14 protein-coding genes and 1 tRNA gene are annotated in these 19018 nt (G+C 37.1%); 7 read left to right on the plus strand and 8 right to left on the minus strand.

From position 1 onward, the window contains the following. Positions 1-35: 35 nt before the first annotated feature. Entirely contained in the window at positions 36-2099 is a 2064-nt protein-coding gene (locus ABYT26_RS03070) for a PAS domain S-box protein (protein ID WP_372751425.1), read from the minus strand. Between the two features lie 345 nt (positions 2100-2444). On the opposite strand from ABYT26_RS03070, the gene ligA reads away from it, so the two are divergent. From ligA to ABYT26_RS03095, 5 genes are all read left to right on the plus strand, one after another. Then, positions 2445-4457: an NAD-dependent DNA ligase LigA gene (gene ligA / locus ABYT26_RS03075; protein ID WP_372751426.1), complete on the plus strand. Its 2013-nt coding sequence runs from the start codon at positions 2445-2447 to the stop codon at positions 4455-4457. Then, positions 4457-5062 (plus strand): 3'-5' exonuclease, encoded by a 606-nt coding sequence (locus ABYT26_RS03080; RefSeq protein ID WP_372751427.1) that lies wholly within the window; start codon positions 4457-4459, stop codon positions 5060-5062. The genes ligA and ABYT26_RS03080 overlap by 1 nt, the downstream gene beginning before the upstream one ends. Before the next feature lie 125 nt (positions 5063-5187). Further along, a complete protein-coding gene (locus ABYT26_RS03085) occupies positions 5188-5709 on the plus strand; it encodes a hypothetical protein (RefSeq protein ID WP_372751428.1) in 522 nt (173 codons plus the stop codon). A 179-nt stretch (positions 5710-5888) separates the two neighbouring features. Beyond that, positions 5889-6473: a penicillin-binding protein activator LpoB gene (locus ABYT26_RS03090; RefSeq protein ID WP_372751429.1), complete on the plus strand. Its 585-nt coding sequence runs from the start codon at positions 5889-5891 to the stop codon at positions 6471-6473. A gap of 56 nt (positions 6474-6529) precedes the next feature. After that, a complete protein-coding gene (locus tag ABYT26_RS03095) occupies positions 6530-7951 on the plus strand; it encodes a COG3014 family protein (RefSeq protein WP_372751430.1) in 1422 nt (473 codons plus the stop codon). Here the strand turns inward: ABYT26_RS03095 and ABYT26_RS03100 are convergent. The 3 genes from ABYT26_RS03100 to ABYT26_RS03110 form a co-directional block, all read right to left on the minus strand. Next, positions 7943-8494, minus strand: a complete 552-nt coding sequence (locus tag ABYT26_RS03100; RefSeq protein WP_372751431.1) for a heme NO-binding domain-containing protein — start codon at positions 8492-8494, stop codon at positions 7943-7945. The two genes, ABYT26_RS03095 and ABYT26_RS03100, sit on opposite strands and share 9 nt — an antisense overlap. A 140-nt stretch (positions 8495-8634) precedes the next feature. Beyond that, a complete protein-coding gene (locus tag ABYT26_RS03105) occupies positions 8635-9822 on the minus strand; it encodes an alpha/beta hydrolase-fold protein (protein WP_372751432.1) in 1188 nt (395 codons plus the stop codon). 180 nt (positions 9823-10002) lie between these two features. Then, a complete protein-coding gene (locus ABYT26_RS03110; protein WP_372751433.1) occupies positions 10003-10602 on the minus strand; it encodes a YceI family protein in 600 nt (199 codons plus the stop codon). 339 nt (positions 10603-10941) lie between these two features. Between ABYT26_RS03110 and ABYT26_RS03115 the strand changes: the two genes are divergently transcribed. After that, positions 10942-11015, plus strand: a tRNA-Arg gene (locus tag ABYT26_RS03115). A gap of 225 nt (positions 11016-11240) precedes the next feature. Then, complete coding sequence (locus ABYT26_RS03120; protein WP_372751434.1) at positions 11241-12539, plus strand: glycosyltransferase family 4 protein; 1299 nt, start codon at positions 11241-11243, stop codon at positions 12537-12539. Positions 12540-12649: 110 nt separating this feature from the next. On the opposite strand, the gene cbiD is transcribed toward ABYT26_RS03120, so the two are convergent. The 4 genes from cbiD to cobJ are packed head-to-tail and all read right to left on the minus strand — an operon-like array spanning position 12650 to position 19016. Then, entirely contained in the window at positions 12650-14470 is a 1821-nt protein-coding gene (cbiD, locus tag ABYT26_RS03125) for a cobalt-precorrin-5B (C(1))-methyltransferase CbiD (RefSeq protein ID WP_372751435.1), read from the minus strand. A gap of 57 nt (positions 14471-14527) precedes the next feature. Then, positions 14528-16357, minus strand: coding sequence for a precorrin-4 C(11)-methyltransferase (gene cobM / locus ABYT26_RS03130; protein ID WP_372751436.1), 1830 nt, complete (start codon positions 16355-16357; stop codon positions 14528-14530). Between the two features lie 54 nt (positions 16358-16411). Continuing rightward, positions 16412-17620, minus strand: a complete 1209-nt coding sequence (gene cbiE / locus ABYT26_RS03135; protein ID WP_372751437.1) for a precorrin-6y C5,15-methyltransferase (decarboxylating) subunit CbiE — start codon at positions 17618-17620, stop codon at positions 16412-16414. Continuing rightward, positions 17613-19016 (minus strand): precorrin-3B C(17)-methyltransferase, encoded by a 1404-nt coding sequence (gene cobJ, locus ABYT26_RS03140; protein ID WP_372751438.1) that lies wholly within the window; start codon positions 19014-19016, stop codon positions 17613-17615. Before cobJ ends, cbiE begins: the two co-directional genes overlap by 8 nt. Between the last annotated feature and the right edge of the window lie 2 nt (positions 19017-19018).

Here is a 19018-nt window from a genome sequence, read left to right on the forward strand (position 1 = left end):
ATAATTTAGTAAACTGATACTTTGCCTCTATTCTATCAGATACTAAGTTTATTAGTTTCAATAGAACCACTAGTTTTGTTGCTTGAATTAGATTTGGATGCATAAGGCAATGTAAAATAAAATGTAGAACCTTCTCCTTCTTTACTATCCAGCCAAATTTCTCCATTAAGCATTTCGATATGCGATTTGGCTATTGAAAGACCTAATCCGGCACCTTCTCTAGCCATCACATCCTGTATGTCGGCCTGAATAAATCGTTCGAAGATAGCCTCTTGTCGGTCTTCTGAAATTCCTATACCACTATCCTTCACAAAAAATTTAAACATTGGCTCATGATTTTTCACTATTAATTCATAACCAAATTCAATACTACCTTCATCGGTATATTTAATTGCGTTTTTGATTAATTTTGAAAGTATTGCAATGAATTTATCTTTATCAGTTCGAATTACTATTTCTTTTTCTAATAATCCTTTTTTAAATGAAAAAGCAATTCCTTTAGCCTCCACTTCTGAATTAAAAATATCGTATAAGTAATCAATCTGTTCATTGATATTAATTTTTTCAAGCTCTAAAGTCATAAGACCAGCTTCAATTTTTGATATGTCCATAATATCATCAATAATATTGAGCATTCGCTTCCCACTTTTTATTATTACACCCAAATATTTTTCTTTTTTCACTAAAGTCAAATTACTATTACTTAAGAGCTCTGAAAACCCAATAATGCTATTCATTGGCGTACGAATCTCGTGACTCATATTTGCCAAAAAAGCAGATTTTAATCGATCACTTTCTTCGGCCTTTTCTTTTGCTATATTCAATTCAATTTCTGCGATTTTTTGTTCCGTAATATCCTGAACTATCCCCGTGAGGTAAATTGGATTTCCCTCAGAATTTAAAACATGCCTTCCTGTTGCTTTTATCCAACGAATCTCACCATCAATAAAACGATTTATTCGACACTCAAAATTCCAATCAGAAACGGATTCTATTGCTCTATTAAAAGCCTCATCCACATAATTTTTATCATCAGGAAAAACATGGTTCAAAAACATATCATAAGTCCATTCTGGCAACAAATGGTCATACCCAAATATTTGATCATGAATTAAAGTTCTACGTGAAGAATTATCAAACAAATTTAGATCCCATGCTCCAATCATACCAGTTTCTAATGCTAAACTTAATCGATGTTCACTTTTAGCTAAAGCTTTTAAGATATTATTCTGTTCGGTTATATCATGAATCGAGCCCACCAAAAACTTATTTCCTGCTGCGTCAATAAAACGTATTTTTCTTGTGATTATGGTTCTCGTAGTATCCCCAACCGTCAATTTTTCTTCACGTAAATCAGGCACTCCGGTATCCAGCACCTTTCGATCAGCTGCAAGAAAATCTTGTTTCTCGTTACTAGGAACCGATTCGACCAGAGTTGATCCAATAACCTCTTCTTGGTTTAAGTTAAAAATATTGTAAAAAGCACTATTAGCCATCGTTATGCGATGATCATTATCCTTAACAAAAATAGGATCGCCCACCAAATCGAGGATTGTTCGTATTTGCTCTTTCTCATTACGTAATGTTAATTCTGCCAACTTACGCTCCGAAATATCAGAATGAGTTCCTATAATTCGAATTGCTTTTCCTGCATCATCATAAAATGCCTCTCCACGCGAAAGAACATCAACCCAATGTCCCTGCTTATGACGCATTTTAAACTCCAAAACAAAACGATTTTTTTTTCTTGTCATTAAATCATTCAGCAATCCCCACGTTTTACTAACATCCTCGGGATCAGTTAAATCTTCCCATATACTTACTTCATTTTTTAATTCATGTTCCTCATAACCAAGCATTTTTTTCCATCCTGGTGAATAGTAAATCTTTTGAGAGTCAAGATTCCAATCATACAAACCATCATTCGATGCCTCCATTGCCAACTTAAATCTCTCTTCACTATTTCTTAAGGCTTCTTCGGTGCGCTTATGAATAATTAGATTTTGGTCAGAAGATTCCTTTAAAGAGGTAAACCTTTGTTGCAATTGATTTAACTCTATTACTAATTCTTCCCTGGATTTTTCATGGTGCCGTATCATAACCTAATAGTAATCGCGATTAAAAAAAACAAGTTTAAATGTCAGTCCGAAAAAAATAAAACTGGAATACCACTTAATTTTCAAATAAGAATATACATAAAAAATTGGTCAATTTAAAATAATTCTACATAAGCCCCCCTTCTGAAGAATATTGTCGAATCAATAAAAAATAGGACACCGAAAAAGAGTTTCTCTAAACCAGAGTATCTAATTCTTCATTTATTCTTTATAAAAAAATCAGGTTCAGAGCTTGTAATATCAGCGAAAGCTTTAGTATTTTTACCATTTGGGTTTACCAAAGCTTACACAGATTATCTATTCACACAACCATAGACTTTTACAACTATGAATCAAGCAAAAGCCAAGCTTCGCATTACTGAATTGCGCGAACAATTACATACATACAATCACAATTACTACGTTTTATCGCAACCGAGCATTAGCGATTACGATTTTGATATGCTTTTGAATGAATTGATCGATTTGGAAAAACAGTTTCCAGAATTTAAAGATGAATCTTCACCAACTCAACGCGTGGGTAGCGATATCAATCTTGATTTTAAACAAGTTGAGCACAGATATCCCATGCTTTCGTTGGGCAACACCTACTCGGAAGAAGAAATTCGTGATTTCGAAGGCCGAATCAAAAAATTAATCGACGGCGATGTAGAATATGTTTGCGAATTAAAATACGATGGAACCTCCATCTCCTTAAGCTATAAAAATGGAAAATTAATTCAGGCAGTCACTCGTGGCGATGGTGTTAAAGGCGATGATGTAACAGCCAATGTAAAAACCATACGCTCGATTCCCTTGCAGTTAAGCGGAACCGGCTATCCCGAAGAATTTGAGATTCGGGGAGAAATACTAATGCCTTTTGATGTATTCAATAGTTTAAACGAAGAACGTGAGGAAATTGGAGAAAGCCCATTTGCCAATCCTAGAAATGCGGCATCGGGAACACTAAAAATGCAAAATTCATCTGTAGTAGCCAAGCGCAAGTTAGATTGTTACTTATACTACCTATTAGGCAAAGAAATTCCTGCTAGAACTCATTTTGCCAATTTACAAGCAGCCAAAGACTGGGGATTTAAAATTCCGGCTAATACCAAGCGCTGTAAAAATATCGAAGAGGTTATTGCCTTTATCAAAGAATGGGACCATAAACGCGAAGAACTTCCCGTTCCCATAGATGGAATTGTAATTAAGGTGAACTCACTCGACATGCAGGAAGAACTTGGTTATACGGCCAAATCACCTCGTTGGGCAATTTCCTATAAATACAAAGCTGAACGAGTATCTACAAAACTGAAAATGGTAACCTATCAAGTTGGGAGAACTGGATCGATTACTCCGGTTGCTAACCTGGATGCAGTACAATTGGCTGGCACAATAGTAAAAAGAGCATCCTTGCACAATGCGGATATCATTCAAAATTTAGATCTACACGAAAACGACACTGTTTATGTAGAAAAAGGCGGTGAAATTATTCCTAAGATTGTTGGAGTTGAACTATCGGAAAGATCTGCGCAAGCAAAAGCCATTCAATACATCGATAAATGCCCTGAGTGCGGCACTCCTCTAGTACGTAAAGAGGGCGAAGCCAATCATTACTGTCCAAATGACATGAGCTGTCCCCCACAAATAAAAGGCCGAATAGAACATTTCATTAGCAGGCGTGCTATGGATTTAGATGGCTTGGGAGAAGAAACGATTGATCTGTTTTTTCAGAACAATATGCTTAAGGATGTGGCTGATCTTTATCGCCTACAAAAAGAGGATATTGTTCGCTTAGAAAGAATGGCAGATAAATCGGCAGAACGAATTTTAGGCAGTATCGAAAATTCTAAACAGGTTCCCTACGAAAGAGTATTATATGCTTTAGGAATTAGATATGTAGGCATTACCGTAGCAAAAAAATTAGCCAAGGCCATTCCTTCCATCGATAAATTAGCGACTACCTCTCTAGAGGATCTGATTGAAATAGATGAAATTGGTGGCAAAATTGCAGAAAGCATCGTGGAATACTTCTCAAGCGAATATCATCAAAATTTAATTGCTCAACTAAAAGATTTTGGCTTGCAAATGGAGAAAGAAATTATCGATAACCCCGAGGCAAGTACCATTTTAGAAGGTTTATCGATTGTTATTTCGGGTAGCTTTAGTAAATACTCTCGAGATGAACTAAAAAATATGATTGAGTTGCATGGTGGTAAAAATGTGAGTTCTATTTCTAAAAAAACAAGTTTTTTGCTGGCAGGAGAAAAAATCGGACCTAGTAAGTTAGAAAAAGTCGAAAAACTAGGTATCGAAATGAAAACAGAAGATGAGTTTTTGTTGATGATCGGAAATAAATAATGAGAAATACATTAGAAATGAATTTTACAGCACTAGATTTTGAAACGGCTAACGGACAAAGAAATTCGGCTTGCTCCTTAGGTTTGGTTCGTGTTAGAAATGGAAAAATAGTAGAGTGCAAAGACTGGTTGATATCGCCTCCTGAAATGTACTTTCATCCCATAAACGTAAGCATACACGGCATTACCGAAGAGGATGTAATGAGTAAACCAAGCTTTAATTACCTTTGGGATGAAATTGAAAATTATTTACAAGGTGAGATCGTGATCGCTCACAATGCTAGTTTTGATGTATCGGTTCTTCGCGCTTGTCTGAAAACTTATGGCATTGCTTTTCCAGAGTTTGATTACTTATGCACCATTCAAATTAGTCGTTGCATTTGGCCCAACCTGCCAAATCACAAACTGAATACTCTTGCACATTTATTCGACATTCCCTTAAAACATCACGATGCCTTGGAAGACACTTTGGCATGTGCCAAAATCGCCATTAAAGCCTGTGAAGTAATGAATGTAAATAACCTTATTGAATTGGCTCAGGAAATACGCATCGCCCCGGGAAAACTAAAGGCAAATAGCTATAAAGCGCCAAAAAAAATTAAATAAGCTTAATTTATAAATTCTAAAATAAAAATTTTAATAACTTGTAATTGCAATTGATTAAGGCCATGCCTCTTTAATTGTTACCCTACAACTTAACGATAGACTATAAAATGAGTTTTTTCCAAAATATGATCAATCAACTTGCAGGTATAAAACGAAAGAGCAAGACAAAAAAGAATACTCGAAAAAAAGAATTTCACAATTTAACAAGTGCAAAAAGCATTGGAATTCTTTTCGATACACTCGATCAAAAAAACTTCTCGGTGGTTAAAAATTTCTCGGAAGATTTGCAGCAAAAAGGCTATAAGGTGCAAACTGTAGGATGGATAAATGCCAATGAACTTCCTGATTTCGGAATTGCTCAAAAAATATTATTATATACCAATAAAGATATTAAATGGAGCGGTGAGCCTAACATACCTGAACTGAACGATTTTATTACAAATAAATTTGACTTACTTTTTGTTCTTAGCAATTCAGAGCATCTTTCGATAAAATACATTACTCAAGTTTCGTTAGCATCTTGTAAAGTAGGCTCACTAAAAGGCAATTGCGATCATTTAGATTTAATGATTGATCAGGGTAAAAATTATAGTATTGAAAAACTCATCAGCGAAAGCTTAAATTATTTGTCACAAATAAAGAAATAGAAACGAGGAAACAATAAAAACATCAGCATTTGTAGCTTGTTCTGATTCCTCACCTATTTTTTAAAAATCAATCAAAAATGCATAAAATAGCATAAGTATTTTGGCATAAAAATTGTGTTTGTTTGAAATAGTTTACCTTACTTATTTAGAATATTATTTTAACAAAAATGAAAAACATTATGAAATATTCACTTCGTCTATTTGTTTTCGCTCTTGCGATAGTAGTTGGATCTTCTTGTTCAAGACAAGTAACCAGAGTTTCTCCCGATCAGCAAATTGATTTAAGCGGGCGTTGGAACGACACCGATTCTAAACTTACTGCAGAAGCTTTAATTGAGCAACTTCTCAATCAAAATTGGATTGCAAATTATGAGCAAGAATTCAATCGTAAACCTGTAGTTATTGTTGGATTAATAACCAACAAGAGTTCAGAACATATCGATTCGGACACCTATATCAAAGACATTGAGAAAGCTATTTTAAATGATGGACGCGTTCGCCTAGTTCAGGCAGGAGCAAAAAGAGAAAATCTTCGCCAGGAACGTGCAGATCAACAAGATTTTGCATCGAAAGAGACGCTTAAAAAATGGGGACAAGAATTAGGTGCCGACTTTATGCTCCAAGGTGATATTTCTTCGATAATTGATAGTTATAAAAAAGAAAATGTTAGATACTATCAGTTAAATATGGACCTTACCAACCTTGAAACTAGCGAACTCGTTTGGATGGGTGATAAAAAAATCAAAAAGTACGTTAACAAATAATTAGTACCCACAGGAAGTCAGTTTTTGGCTTCCTGAATTTCTTTATTCCATTTTCGATGAAGCTAAAGTTATCCTTACATACATTGGGCAAAATATTGTCTGTATTCCTATTGGGTTTATTCCTTCTACTATCGGGTTGTGCTACCTACTACATGCAAAACGAGGCATTCAACGGCTATTTTTTGCGTGGAGATATAGCCAATGCCGAAAAAGTACTCGACAAGGATAAAAAAAACAATCGGAATAAAAACAAAGCTTTATTTTTATTGAACAAAGGAACACTTTCGTGGATGCAGCAGGATTACGCAGCTGCTACTGATTATTTCAATCAGGCCGATTTATATATCGAAGATCAACATAAGAAAATTGGATCGGAAGCACTAGCCGTACTGACCAATCCTATGACAAAACCTTACGTTCCGGAAGATTTTGAGAACGTGATGCTTAATTTCTACAAAGCATTGAGCTATTTGGAAATGGGCAACACTCAAGACGCTATGGTAGAATGCCGAAGAGTAAATGAAAAACTATATGCCTTAAACGATAAATACCCTAAAAATCATCAGAACCGATATAGTGATGATGCTTTCGCACACACCTTAATGGGATTGATTTACGATTCGTCGGGAGACTCGAACAATGCCTTTATCGCCTACCGAAATGCATTTAAAATTTACGAAGACAACTACCTAAAGAATTTCAACACTCCAGTACCTTCGCAATTGAAAAAAGACTTGCTCCGTACAGCCTATCAAACCGGACTATTTGAAGAATATGAATTTTACAAGAAGAAATTTGACTTCGATTTTGATAAAACACAGCCCGGAGAAGGAGATGTTGTATTTATATGGTTATCGGGATTAGGACCTGTGAAAGCTGAATGGAGCATTAATTTCACGGCTGTAAATGGTAGCAATGGTTACCTAACCATGGTTAACAACGATGAAAATGTTACACTGCCTTTTTTTATTGGTGATATGGATCGGAAAACCCAAAATTCTTTTGGAAATATGGGTTTAGTGCGCGTTGCATTTCCTAAATACCAGGAGCGAGTTCCATTTTATAGCCAAGCAAGAATTTTAGTAAATGATTCCATTAGCTATCCTCTTGACAAAGGAGAAGACATTAACGCCATTGCTTTTAAAACACTTAGAGATAGGATGATTCGTGAGATGGCAAACTCTTTACTCAGACTTGCCACCAAACAAGCAATCGAGAGCTATGCCCGAAGTAAGGATGATAACATTGGTACCCTCATTAGTATTTTCAATGCTGTAACCGAAAAAGCAGATACTCGAAATTGGCAAACCTTACCTCACTCCATTCACTACACAAGAATTAGAATGAAAGAAGGAATACATAACGTAACCCTTCGGGTAAATTCACCAGGAGGACAAAGTGCAGATCAGCAATTGAATTTTGATGTAAAAGCTGGAAATACGAGCTTTTATACCTATCACCACATGGAATCAAACTAAAATATGATTTTTGGAAAGAGTAAAACAAACCAACTTACTTCTTTTCGAGATAAATTCTGTTTTTAAGGTAAGCTCCTCATTAAAAAAACGTTGACATCCCATAAACAGACCAATGGCTAAATCGATAAGTACTTCTTCGCTTTGACAACTTATTTGAAAGGTGGAATCGTTAATTTGAATGGCTTTAAAACGAGGAATTTCCACCTTTGTAAAACGCTCCTGAATGCTATGATGAATAAAATCATCGATTTGTCCTAAGAATTCAAAAACATCAGTATTTCCAGCAAAATCCGGTCGGAATAAAATAACCAAACGACTAAAAAGATATTCCCCAAAATTTTTTACAAGATCAGAAACTGAATTTTTCACTTCATTACTCAGAATATCACACATTTCAACAAATTGAGTGTATGGATAATCATAGGTAGCTTCGTAAACACCATTATTTCCAACACCCAACTCTGCAATTATTTTTTCAGTAATATCTATTCCGTATTCCTTTTCCGTCATCTCTAACAACTCCGTAAAAAAAATTCCTTTCATTAGATACCTCCTTTAATTTTCATTGTGGTTGATTGAAACACCACAAAAAATTATCTTTTACTTTTATACAATCTATAACGAATTAAAAGAAAAGTAATTGTGCTTACAAAAAATAGATACACCCTCAAAAAGATTCATTCTTACTCTAAATTAGTTAACGTTTGAGTGTTTTTTTCGATATCAGTCAATAATTTTTGCATCTCCAAACATTTATTCTCGTACTCCCAACGGTCTGTATCTTTCTCATGTGCAATCTTGTAGAATTTTAAGGCCTCTGTAAGCTGATTGCTATTCTCGTATATTTCCCCCACATAAAAGAATGATTCAGCACGATTGGGATAACTTGAAACCGTAAATTTTAAAAAATTCATGGCCTCATCATATCTTTTTGCCTCTTTTAATTGTAAGCAAACACTCTCGAGCAAAGAGTAAGGCAATTTTTCATTTCTACCATAAGTGAGTAAAATATTTTTCTGATAAGATTGTGCTACTCCTGCCCCTTCATCTACTAAAACTTGCACATCTGGATATTTGTAATCAAGAAACATGAACTCCATACCTTTCATTAAACTCTTACGATATAAAGAGTAGTGACTTTCATCAGGCATCCACTCATACTTCCATTTGAGATCACTAGGTGCATTGATTTTTAAGGAAGAAATTAAAGATTTGCAAGACTTAAGCATCTCGCTAGCCTCCTTGGCAAAGGATATAAACAATTGTTTTCGTATGGATGAATTATTCTCTAAAAATGTATCAATATCGTGGACAATTGCTTTGTTATTCCACCACAAAATAGGGCTAAAAGCCATGTATTTATCAAATAAATCGGTGCGAAAGTAAAAAGCATAAGAAACAAAAAGACCACTATAACTATGTCCGATCAATAATCGTTGCGAATTCATTCTGAAGTTCTCGTTTAAAAAAGGAAAAATATCTACTTCTAATGCTTTAATAAATTGATCGGCTCCTCCTCGTGTTCGGTAAATATTCTTATTCATAACTGTATCTACCGGAGTCATATCGCGAAAACGATCTGTATTAGGAAGTCCAACAACAATGTGAGGAGGAATAAAATGATTATCCATTAGAAAACTGAGCACTTCAATTCCCATGTCAAAATTTGTCTCCGCATCTAGTAAATAAATCGTAGGATACTTGTAATAAGTATTATCGTATTCGTTAGGAAGTAAGACTCTCATTTCGCGATACTCCTTAAGAACTTTGGAGTAAACACGAGAATTTCGCAAATTTTTAACATTTACTTCAGCATGACTTGTTGAAAAAAGAAACAAAGCGAACAGAGTCGAAAACAAATATCGAATCATAATAATGTTGATTTGAATTTTAATCTCCATTCAAATTACAACTATTAATTTTAAATTCAAACAGATAGGTAGATTTTAAAAATGAAACACCTATTATTCATATAAATTTTACTCAATAATGTGTTCCATAAAAAAAGCCAGAATAAAATATCCTGACTTCCTTTCTAATTCATCCGTATTTTATTCAAAATTCAAATCTAAATCCAATTGGAATTCATCATAAATGGTTTTATCCCCTAAATTATCAAAGAAGGAACCCGATCCGTAACGAACATTATACTTTGTACGGTCGATGATCATTTTTCCATTAACATGAAGCATTTTGCCGTGTTTGTGCACATTAACCATTAATTCTGCTATCTCAGTAATTCCTTTAATAGTTAGATTTCCTATCACTTTAAATTTTCCATCTGCCAATTTTTCAGCACTTGTAATTTTAAATTTCGATTCTTGAAACTTATCCACGCCAAAAAAGTCATCCGATTTTAAATGTCCTTCCAACTTTGCTCTATAGGTTTCGTCCTCAATATCCGTATTCACAATGGTAGTCATGTCTACCACAAAACTTCCCCCAAGCAATTGATCCGCATCAAAAGTTAAATTCCCTTGCTTCATAAAAATGGTACCAGAGTGTTCTCCTGTAACCTTTTTACCGAGCCATTCAATCTTGCTTTTTTCGGGTTTTAACTGGTAATTATTTTCTTGTGAAAATACTGTATTTGGCGTAAGAATAAGTGTAGCAACAAAAACGGCTGCTAGTAATAATACAATTCTCTTCATAATTTCTAAATATTAGTTGCTTTTACTGATTTTACATCGAAATCAGCAATTTCTATTCTCTGAATTTTATTTTTAGTCCATTAAATTTACGCAAAAAATTCCAGACTTACATGTCTTTATTTTGTTAATAGCTCGTTAAATTCTATTATTCCTGCCAAACTCATACCAATAATGGATAAAAAATGAGAATTTTGTGGTCATGTTAAAAAAATATTTCATTGTAAAAAGCTACCTATAAAGTCCTTATAAAAAAGTATGCTTTTTATCTATAAATAATCCCTAAATAATTTGGACAAATACCTCTAAAACCCCTATATTTGCAGGGCAATTAAGAAAAAAGGACGCGTAGCATAACTGGATAGTGCACTACGTTACGGCCGTAGAGGTTGGGGGTTCGAATCCCTCCGCGTTCACAATTAAAATCTTTCTTAGGCAAAGGGGCTTCCACCCTCTAAGTTAAGAATCGCTTCCATTTATTTGGTGGCGATTTTTTGCTTTATAGATTTTCTATAATTTTGAAATACCACAAAAATTTATTTTTATTCTCCTCCAGATATTTGTATTGATCCTCAATTACTTTAGGTGCTTTTTCGTTTAAAACTTTTATCTTTAAGCTTACATACTTTCAACTTTTCGTTATGAACATCCTGCAAATCATACCAGGCTCTGGTGGTAGCTTTTATTGTGGCAATTGCTTGCGCGATGACAAGTTTCATCTAGCCATGAAAAAACAAGGACATGAGGTAACCAAAATCCCCATGTATCTCCCCTTGTTTTCCGATGAACATGATCTAAATGACATGCCTGTTTTTTATGGTGCCATCAGTATTTATTTAAAGCAGCTATATCCTATTTTTCGAAAAGCTCCTGCCTGGCTCGATTCTCTCTTAAACTCGCGCCCAATGTTAAAGTTAGCTGCAAATATGGCTGGTTCTACCAATGCAAAAGGTCTGGAAGAAATGACCATTTCGATGTTGATGGGAGAAGAAGGAAAGCAGAAAGAGGAATTGAACCGAATGGTTAGCTGGATGGCCGAATACCTTAAACCAGATGTAATTCACTTATCGAATGCACTCTTATTGGGATTGGCTCCTAAATTAAAAGAAAAGTTTCCGAAAACTTCTCTCATTTGTTCTTTACAGGATGAAGATGTTTGGGTAGATGCCATGAAAAACTCATTTAGAGACAAAATTTGGAATCTTATGAGCACAAAATCTAAATATGTCGACGGATTTATTGGGGTTAGTGATTTTTATTCAAAAGTTTCCATCCAAAAAATGAACCTTCAAAAAGAAAAAGTATTCACCAATTACTTAGGAGTAGACCCGAATGAATACAAGCTAACACCAGTAAACGAGAAAGCACGAAACATTGGCTACATCTCACGAATGTGTGAAGCAAATGGTTTTGATATCATTGTAGATGCGTTTATCGAACTCAAAAAAGATGATGAGCTTAGAGATGTTAAACTGATTCTAACCGGTGGCTACACAGGTAACGACAAGTCCATTTTGAAACAGATGCGAAAAAAGCTAAAGAGAGCAAATCTGATGGATCAAGTTGAATTTCATGTGGATTTCGACGGTGATGGAAGGCATGAATTCTTTAGTAAAGTAAAAATGATTTCTGTTCCTGTTAAAAATGGGGAAGCTTTTGGTTTGTATTTATTGGAAAGTATGGCTTCGGGTGTACCGGTTGTGCAACCAAAGCTAGGTGCTTTTCCCGAAATTGTAGAAAAGACAAAGGGTGGTGTCATCTACGAAAAAAACACACCAAAAGAATTAGCCAAAGCTTTAAAAAAGCTCTTACTTAATAATGAAAAACTGCAAAAATTATCAGAAAATGCCCGATCTGGAGTTGAAAGTAAATTTAATATTTATACTCAAGCCAATCACCTAATTGAGATATATCGCAAATTTGTTTCTTCATCACGTTAGCTATCCAACATCAGAGATAGATAAAACATGAAGCAGAACAATATCCTGCTATAATTCGCGTACTAAATTCCTTAAAAGAACCAGAAATACAGATCAATCAAATAGTTTGCCTATATTACTTCTCCTCTATTACTGATTAACAAAAGCTCGAAATCATAGCTCTCAATTACCTGCTGACAAACCTCCATGCACTTATTTTTTAGCAGCTTGAAAAATAGTTCTTCCTGCAAAAAGGGTAAAAGCTCTTCCAGCTCACGAGCCATTTTCATCTCTCCTATTTTTTGAATCACCGCCTCAGGATAATTGCCTTCTTTGGCCAGCTTCATCAGAAAGTCATGATCTAATACCACCTTTCTACTGTGGGTATCGAGATTTCCGGCCGCCAACTTCACCGCTTTGCCGGTCATGATGCCCATGCTTACTTTTTCAACACCCGAACCTTTAAGAATGGTCAGCATTTCTCCAATGAAATTCCCATATTGTAGAAAAGCCAATTCGTCTATTTCGGTAAATTTACTCTTTAGGTATCGTTCACTTCTTCCTCCCGAGTTCACCACAATATGCTTGTATCCATTCTCAACAGCCAAATCTACCTGCTTTCTGATACTCTGCATATACGCCTCCAAGGAGTAAGGCTTAATTCTGCCGGTAGTACCAATAATCGAAATGCCGTCGACAATCCCTAATTTCGGATTAAAGGTTTTCGCACCTAACTTTTTACCCAGGGGTACAAATACCGAAACATCAATACCTCTACTAAGCCCGTATTCTTCCAGAATTTTCTGCAGCTCATCGATAATCATTTTGCGGGGAACAGGATTTACCGCAGGTTCTCCCACCGGAATTCCCAGTCCTTTTAGCGTAACCGTTCCCACTCCTTCGCCTTTCACAAAGCGAATGCAATTTAAGTCGTTCCACTTCAGGCTCACACCTATTTCCATTCCATCGGTAACATCCGGATCGTCGCCCGAATTTTTTACCACCGAACAAATCGCATAATCCTCACCCAATTTATTCCGATGCAATTGCATGCTGCAGGTTCCGCCATCGGCCAGCACAAGGCTTTCCTTTTGTTGTATTTCCTTGCCTAACAACAATTTCAAAGCCGCTTTCGCGGATATGCAAGCACAAGTTCCCGAAGTAAAACCTGCTGCCAAGTCTTTTCGCTCCACACCAAAGCTGCTTTTCAAATATTTCTGAAGCGTTTCGCGATTGGTAATGGTTTCATCATATTCCGGAGGTGTAGGCCGAGCAATTACATGCAAAGGAATTTGATGCTTTAGAGCCAATTCCATCTTCTGATCCAACAAACCCGAATAACCACTTTCCTTGGTAATCATGGCTTCAATCTGCTCCTCAATCAATAGATCTTCCAATGATTCCATTCCCTCAAAGGCTGCCGAAACAATCAGCTTATCGCTTTCCACTCCCGCTTTTTCTGCAATTTCAAGCGAAGAAGGAAAATCCAATATCCGATACCAAATGGGAACCGAAGGCATGGTTTTATGAATCGCCGGCAAAGCTTTTACACCCAGTAAGGAAAGAATCTTGCTCTTTTTACTTGCTTTCAGTTCCATTAGTATAGAAACCAAGCTTTTATGATAGTGAATGAATTCACTCTCCATTCTGGGCACAACATCGCGTTCAACACGCAAAACAGGCAGCTTCGCCTGTTCTCCTGCTTCCACAATACTATGATGCAACACCTCCGCAAAAGGATGAGCAGCATCAATAATCAAATCAACTTCGTTTTCGTCACAGAAACTACAAATTTCTTCAACATCCATAGCACCACAAATGCGCTGTCCGAATTTCGAATCGTAATTTCCCGAACTTGTTTTGGTGGAATAGAAATGTGAAATCTCCAAATCATCCAACCAATTAGAAGTGGCTTTTCCTTCCGTGGTTCCCCCGAATAAAAGTATTTCCATTGCAATCTATTTTCTCTATCAACCTCTACAGGCTTAAGTATTTTTCCTTCCTACTTCCTAACTTTCAATTCCTTTTCGGCATCCATGAGTAAATTTTGGATCGTATAAAAGAGATCTGTTTTTACGATTTCCTATGGCTTCTCCCACCACAATCATCACCGTTAAGGACAACTTGTTTTCTTTTACAATTTTCACCAGGTCTTTCAATTCACCTCTCCAAATTTTCTCCTCTTTCCAGGTCAGTTTGTGGCAAATAGCTACGGGTGTCGTTTCCGGATATCCTTCCAGTAAATCTTTCTGTAATTTTTCCACCAAGGTCACGCTCAGAAACAGGCAAATGGTCGATTGAAATTTGGCAAACTCAGCCAGTCGCTCTCTTGGAGGCATTGGCGTTCTTCCCTCTCCACGAGTCAGGATGATAGACTGAACCTTGTTGGGAATGGTAAATTGAGATTTTAGTTGAGCGGCAGCTGCCTGAAATGAAGAAATTCCCGGAACAATCTGGTACTCCATTTCATGCTGATCGAAGAAATTCATTTGCTCCTGAATGGCACCATAAATACATGGATCACCGGTGTGCAAGCGCACCACCAATCCGCCCCGATCGTAGTGTTCCTTCATCACATCAAATTGCTCTTCCAAAGTCAGGTCGGCCGAATTGCGAATCACACAGGATGCTTTTCCGTAATCGGTTAGCTCCCGAGGAACCAGACTACCGGCATAGAGAATTAAATCGGCTTGTTTCAATAATTTTTTTCCACGAACAGAAACCAAATCGGGTGCACCCGGACCAGCACCTACTATGAATATTTTTCCTTTTCTCTCCTGCTCAGCATCCATTGCCAAAGCCAAAGTAAAATGCTTTCCATTTTCATCCACATGCTTGCTCTTGGTTTGCAGCAAGCTTTTGGCTCCACTGGCAATTAATGCCGATGCCTCGGATACATTTACAGCTCCCACCTCGCGATGTGCCGCTTCAGAATAGGATACTTCGCTTTCTTTCTCGTTCAATTCATCGGCCGAATAGGTCACAAAAGTCAAATTCGTAGTCTCGCTAAACTGCTTATAGGCTTTTTCGTTCGCTTTTACGGTAATACTATGAATGCTTTTTAAGGATGCAAAAGACAGCTGATTGCTTGCAAAACATGCTCTCAATTCCTTCTCGAAAGCATCAACAGAAATCCCTTTTTGCGCTCCGGTTCCCACCACAATGCATTTAGGACGGAAAAACAAACTTGGAATACTTGTTTCGTATAATCCTGGAGTCACCGCAATCAGCAGCTCAAAATCTTCCTGCTGAATCTGATCGTAGTGGTAAAAAGTCTCTACAAAATCAGGACAGGATTCCACCAAAGCTTGAGTTCCTTCGTTCTTCACATCTAGCAAAAGAGCTGTTTTTTTCTGATTCACAAAAGCAGCAATCAGTTCATTTTCTGTGGTATTCTGATACTCATTCGTCCATTCGTACTTTCTTCCGAAGATATCCAAAGGCCACAATTCCAATGTATCGCTAGCGGTAGTAATAATAGCCCTTCCATTGGTAATTTTTGCAATTTGTTTTGCATATTCGTTGGCTCCGCCTTTGTGTCCCGATAGTACCGATTGCACATATTTTCCCTGCAAATCCATATTAATTACTGCCGGATCGCTAGCTTTATCCAGAATAAAAGGAGCAATACTTCTCACACAAATCCCCATGGCACCAATAAAAATTAGCAGATCAGCAACTTGAAAAGATTCTGTTAGAAAATCTGGCAAAGAAGAAATTTGATCACTTCCCGGATATCCGGCCACGGAAACAATTGTGCTTCCTTCCATTTTTGCGGCAATTCTTTCGGCCGTTGCCATGGCAAAACTATTGTTGATAATGATGTATGTATTGCTCATATATTTTTGCTTTTAAGTAGTAGCCAACAGCTAGTACCTATTTTTACTTGTCTTTTACTTATTATTTTTTGCTATCGCCTTTTTTCTAGCCTGAAAAATTACAATTGGGTTAAAATCATCCTGCTGAATGCTCATTTGATCGGTAATTTCCATTTTCAGTTCCTCTACAGCTTGCAAAAAATCCTTTTTTGTAGCTTCGCTTACCGTATTAAATACAATCAATCCATCATCGAGCAATACCGCATACAACTTCTGCATCATTTCCTTCAGCTTCCCTCCATGTCCACCAATAAAAATTCGATCGGGTCTCTCTATTTTTGCTAAATCGATATGAAAGAAATCATCGTGAATGCCTTCAATTCCGGGAACACAAAACTTTCGTTGATTCAATTTCAGTAGTTCTTTCGACTCTTCTCTTCTCTCGAAAGCAGTTACTTTTAGATGAGGAGCAAACTGCTTGGCTTCGATGGAAACCGAACCTGTGCAGTACCCCACATCCCAAAGGTGTTTGGCATTCTGCAAATCCAAAAATGAAATGGAATTCAAACGAATGCTTCGCTTGGTAATCATCCTGGGTCGCCCTTCGAGAATGTAAAAATCGCCTTCGTGAATACCCAAAGTCCGTTTAATCTCCTTCTGCTGCACCAAAATCAAGCAATTGGGATGCGCAAAATCTGTATCAACAGCTTCCTGCAGACTTATTTCTGCACAAACTTGCTCTTCCCCACCTAGTTTTGAACCCACAATCATTCTATAGTTATCAAAACCAGCATCGAGCATGCGTTGGGAAATGCTGCTTGGTGTTTTTTTCTTATCGGTTAAAACCCCAATGCATTTCTTGCCACGAATCAACTCCTGATCCAAATTCACCCAATCTCTTCCTGTTAGGGTACAAATCGTCATTTCGCCATAAGCCAGCTGAAATTCCTGAGCCAACAACTGCAAGCTATTGAAATAGGAGAATACTTTCATTTTTGCTTCCGGGAAACGACGTTTGATTGTGTTTCCAATGCCAAAAAACAGAGGATCGCCTGAGGCAATCACCACAATAGGTTCCTCAATTTTTTCATAGGCCTGAAATGTACCTTCCAGGGGAACTATAATATCGATCCACTCCGCATGTTCGGGCAAATAGGAAATTACCAAATCTCTGTGCCGCTTTCCGCCCGAAAAATAGCGATGATTCTTCATCAGCTCTTTTACTTCGGACGAAAGGCTCACCTCCATGCGATCGGGAATTCCGATGATGTAAAAATCAAACATCTCTACCTGGTTTTAAATCGTAAGCATCTTCCAGACTTAAAATGGCGTTAACAATAGTTGCAGCCAAAGTAGAACCACCTTTTCGTCCTTCGATAATTACGGCTGGTAATTTGGTAAAGCTTTTCACTCGGTGTTTCGATTCTTTCACATTTACAAATCCAACGGGAGCCGCAATAATTCCTGCAGGCTGAAAGTTTTTGTTCCTCATCAATTCCGTCAACTCCATCAGTGCCGTGGGTGCATTTCCAAATACATACAAAGCATCTGGATGTTCTTCAACCGCCAAACGAATGCCGGCCTGTGTTCGGGTTATCCCCATTTTTTCGGATAATTCCATGGTACGAGGATCGTGCAAGTAGCATTTTACCTCAACGCCCATTCTCTCGCAGGCTTTCTTACGAATTCCCGATTGAGCCATAGTTACATCGGTAATAATAACACCGCCTTTTTGCAAGTATTCATTCAATTTTGGAGCGGCATTGTTCTGTACTTTTAAAATCTTCGCCAACTCGAAATCAGCCGAAGTATGTATGCAATGCAACATCATCCATTTGGTTTCCAAAGGCAAATCCATTCCTTTTAGCTCGGCCGCAATGGTTCTGAAACTTTCCTGCATGATGAGCGGTCCAGGTCTTCCCTTTTGCTCCTCCTTACTGTAATAGCCACGTGGCGTGATAAAACGATCACCCGAAATATAGGATTGCGAATTACCAATAATCACTATGGAGAACATATCTACCATTTCCGGATCGAAATCGCGCAGATTTGTTAAGGTAATCTGCTCTTCGGCACGAGCCACCTGACGCACGATGGCAACCGGAGTTGTACCCTCTCTCTCCTCTAAAAACAGTTCCCTTAAGCGATACAGCTGCCAATATCTTTTCTTGCTTTTCGGATTGTAAATAGCGGTTACAAAATCGCCCATGGCTGCTGCCTTAATTCGCTTTTCGATTAAAGCATAACTAGTCAATAAATCCGATAGAGAAAGAAGCACCAGATCGTGGCTTAGTGGAGCTCCTATTTTTGCCGCCGCTGCCTGAAAAGCCGAAATACCAGGTACAACTATTAGCTCTACCTTCGATTCTGTTTTCTCTGCCATTTCAAAAACCAAAGATGCCATTCCATAAATTCCAGCATCACCAGAACTAATTACCACCACATCCTTACCTTGCTCTGCCAGTTCAAATGCGATTTCTGCACGCTGCACTTCCTGGCGCATTCCCGTATCCATGCATTCTGTTCCCTCCTTCAGAAAAGATTCAATGAATTGAAAATAATATTTGTAACCAATCACCACATCGGCTTTACTAATGGCATTAATGGCTGGATTCAAAAACATCTCAGGACTTCCTGGTCCTAAGCCTGCAACAGTTATTTTTCCTAATTTATTTGACATGA

This window comes from Labilibaculum sp. (genome assembly GCF_041595635.1).
Lineage (GTDB): Bacteria > Bacteroidota > Bacteroidia > Bacteroidales > Marinifilaceae > Labilibaculum.

Bases quoted from the DNA above. Each gene is read 5' to 3' on its own strand.
- ABYT26_RS03070 (WP_372751425.1), bottom strand. From the start codon at position 2,099: ATGATACGGCACCATGAAAAATCCAGGGAAGAATTAGTAATAGAGTTA.
- ligA (WP_372751426.1), top strand. From the start codon at position 2,445: ATGAATCAAGCAAAAGCCAAGCTTCGCATTACTGAATTGCGCGAACAA.
- ABYT26_RS03080 (WP_372751427.1), top strand. From the start codon at position 4,457: ATGAGAAATACATTAGAAATGAATTTTACAGCACTAGATTTTGAAACG.
- ABYT26_RS03085 (WP_372751428.1), top strand. From the start codon at position 5,188: ATGATCAATCAACTTGCAGGTATAAAACGAAAGAGCAAGACAAAAAAG.
- ABYT26_RS03090 (WP_372751429.1), top strand. From the start codon at position 5,889: ATGAAATATTCACTTCGTCTATTTGTTTTCGCTCTTGCGATAGTAGTT.
- ABYT26_RS03095 (WP_372751430.1), top strand. From the start codon at position 6,530: ATGAAGCTAAAGTTATCCTTACATACATTGGGCAAAATATTGTCTGTA.
- ABYT26_RS03100 (WP_372751431.1), bottom strand. From the start codon at position 8,494: ATGAAAGGAATTTTTTTTACGGAGTTGTTAGAGATGACGGAAAAGGAA.
- ABYT26_RS03105 (WP_372751432.1), bottom strand. From the start codon at position 9,822: ATGATTCGATATTTGTTTTCGACTCTGTTCGCTTTGTTTCTTTTTTCA.
- ABYT26_RS03110 (WP_372751433.1), bottom strand. From the start codon at position 10,602: ATGAAGAGAATTGTATTATTACTAGCAGCCGTTTTTGTTGCTACACTT.
- ABYT26_RS03120 (WP_372751434.1), top strand. From the start codon at position 11,241: ATGAACATCCTGCAAATCATACCAGGCTCTGGTGGTAGCTTTTATTGT.
- cbiD (WP_372751435.1), bottom strand. From the start codon at position 14,470: ATGGAAATACTTTTATTCGGGGGAACCACGGAAGGAAAAGCCACTTCT.
- cobM (WP_372751436.1), bottom strand. From the start codon at position 16,357: ATGAGCAATACATACATCATTATCAACAATAGTTTTGCCATGGCAACG.
- cbiE (WP_372751437.1), bottom strand. From the start codon at position 17,620: ATGTTTGATTTTTACATCATCGGAATTCCCGATCGCATGGAGGTGAGC.
- cobJ (WP_372751438.1), bottom strand. From the start codon at position 19,016: ATGTCAAATAAATTAGGAAAAATAACTGTTGCAGGCTTAGGACCAGGA.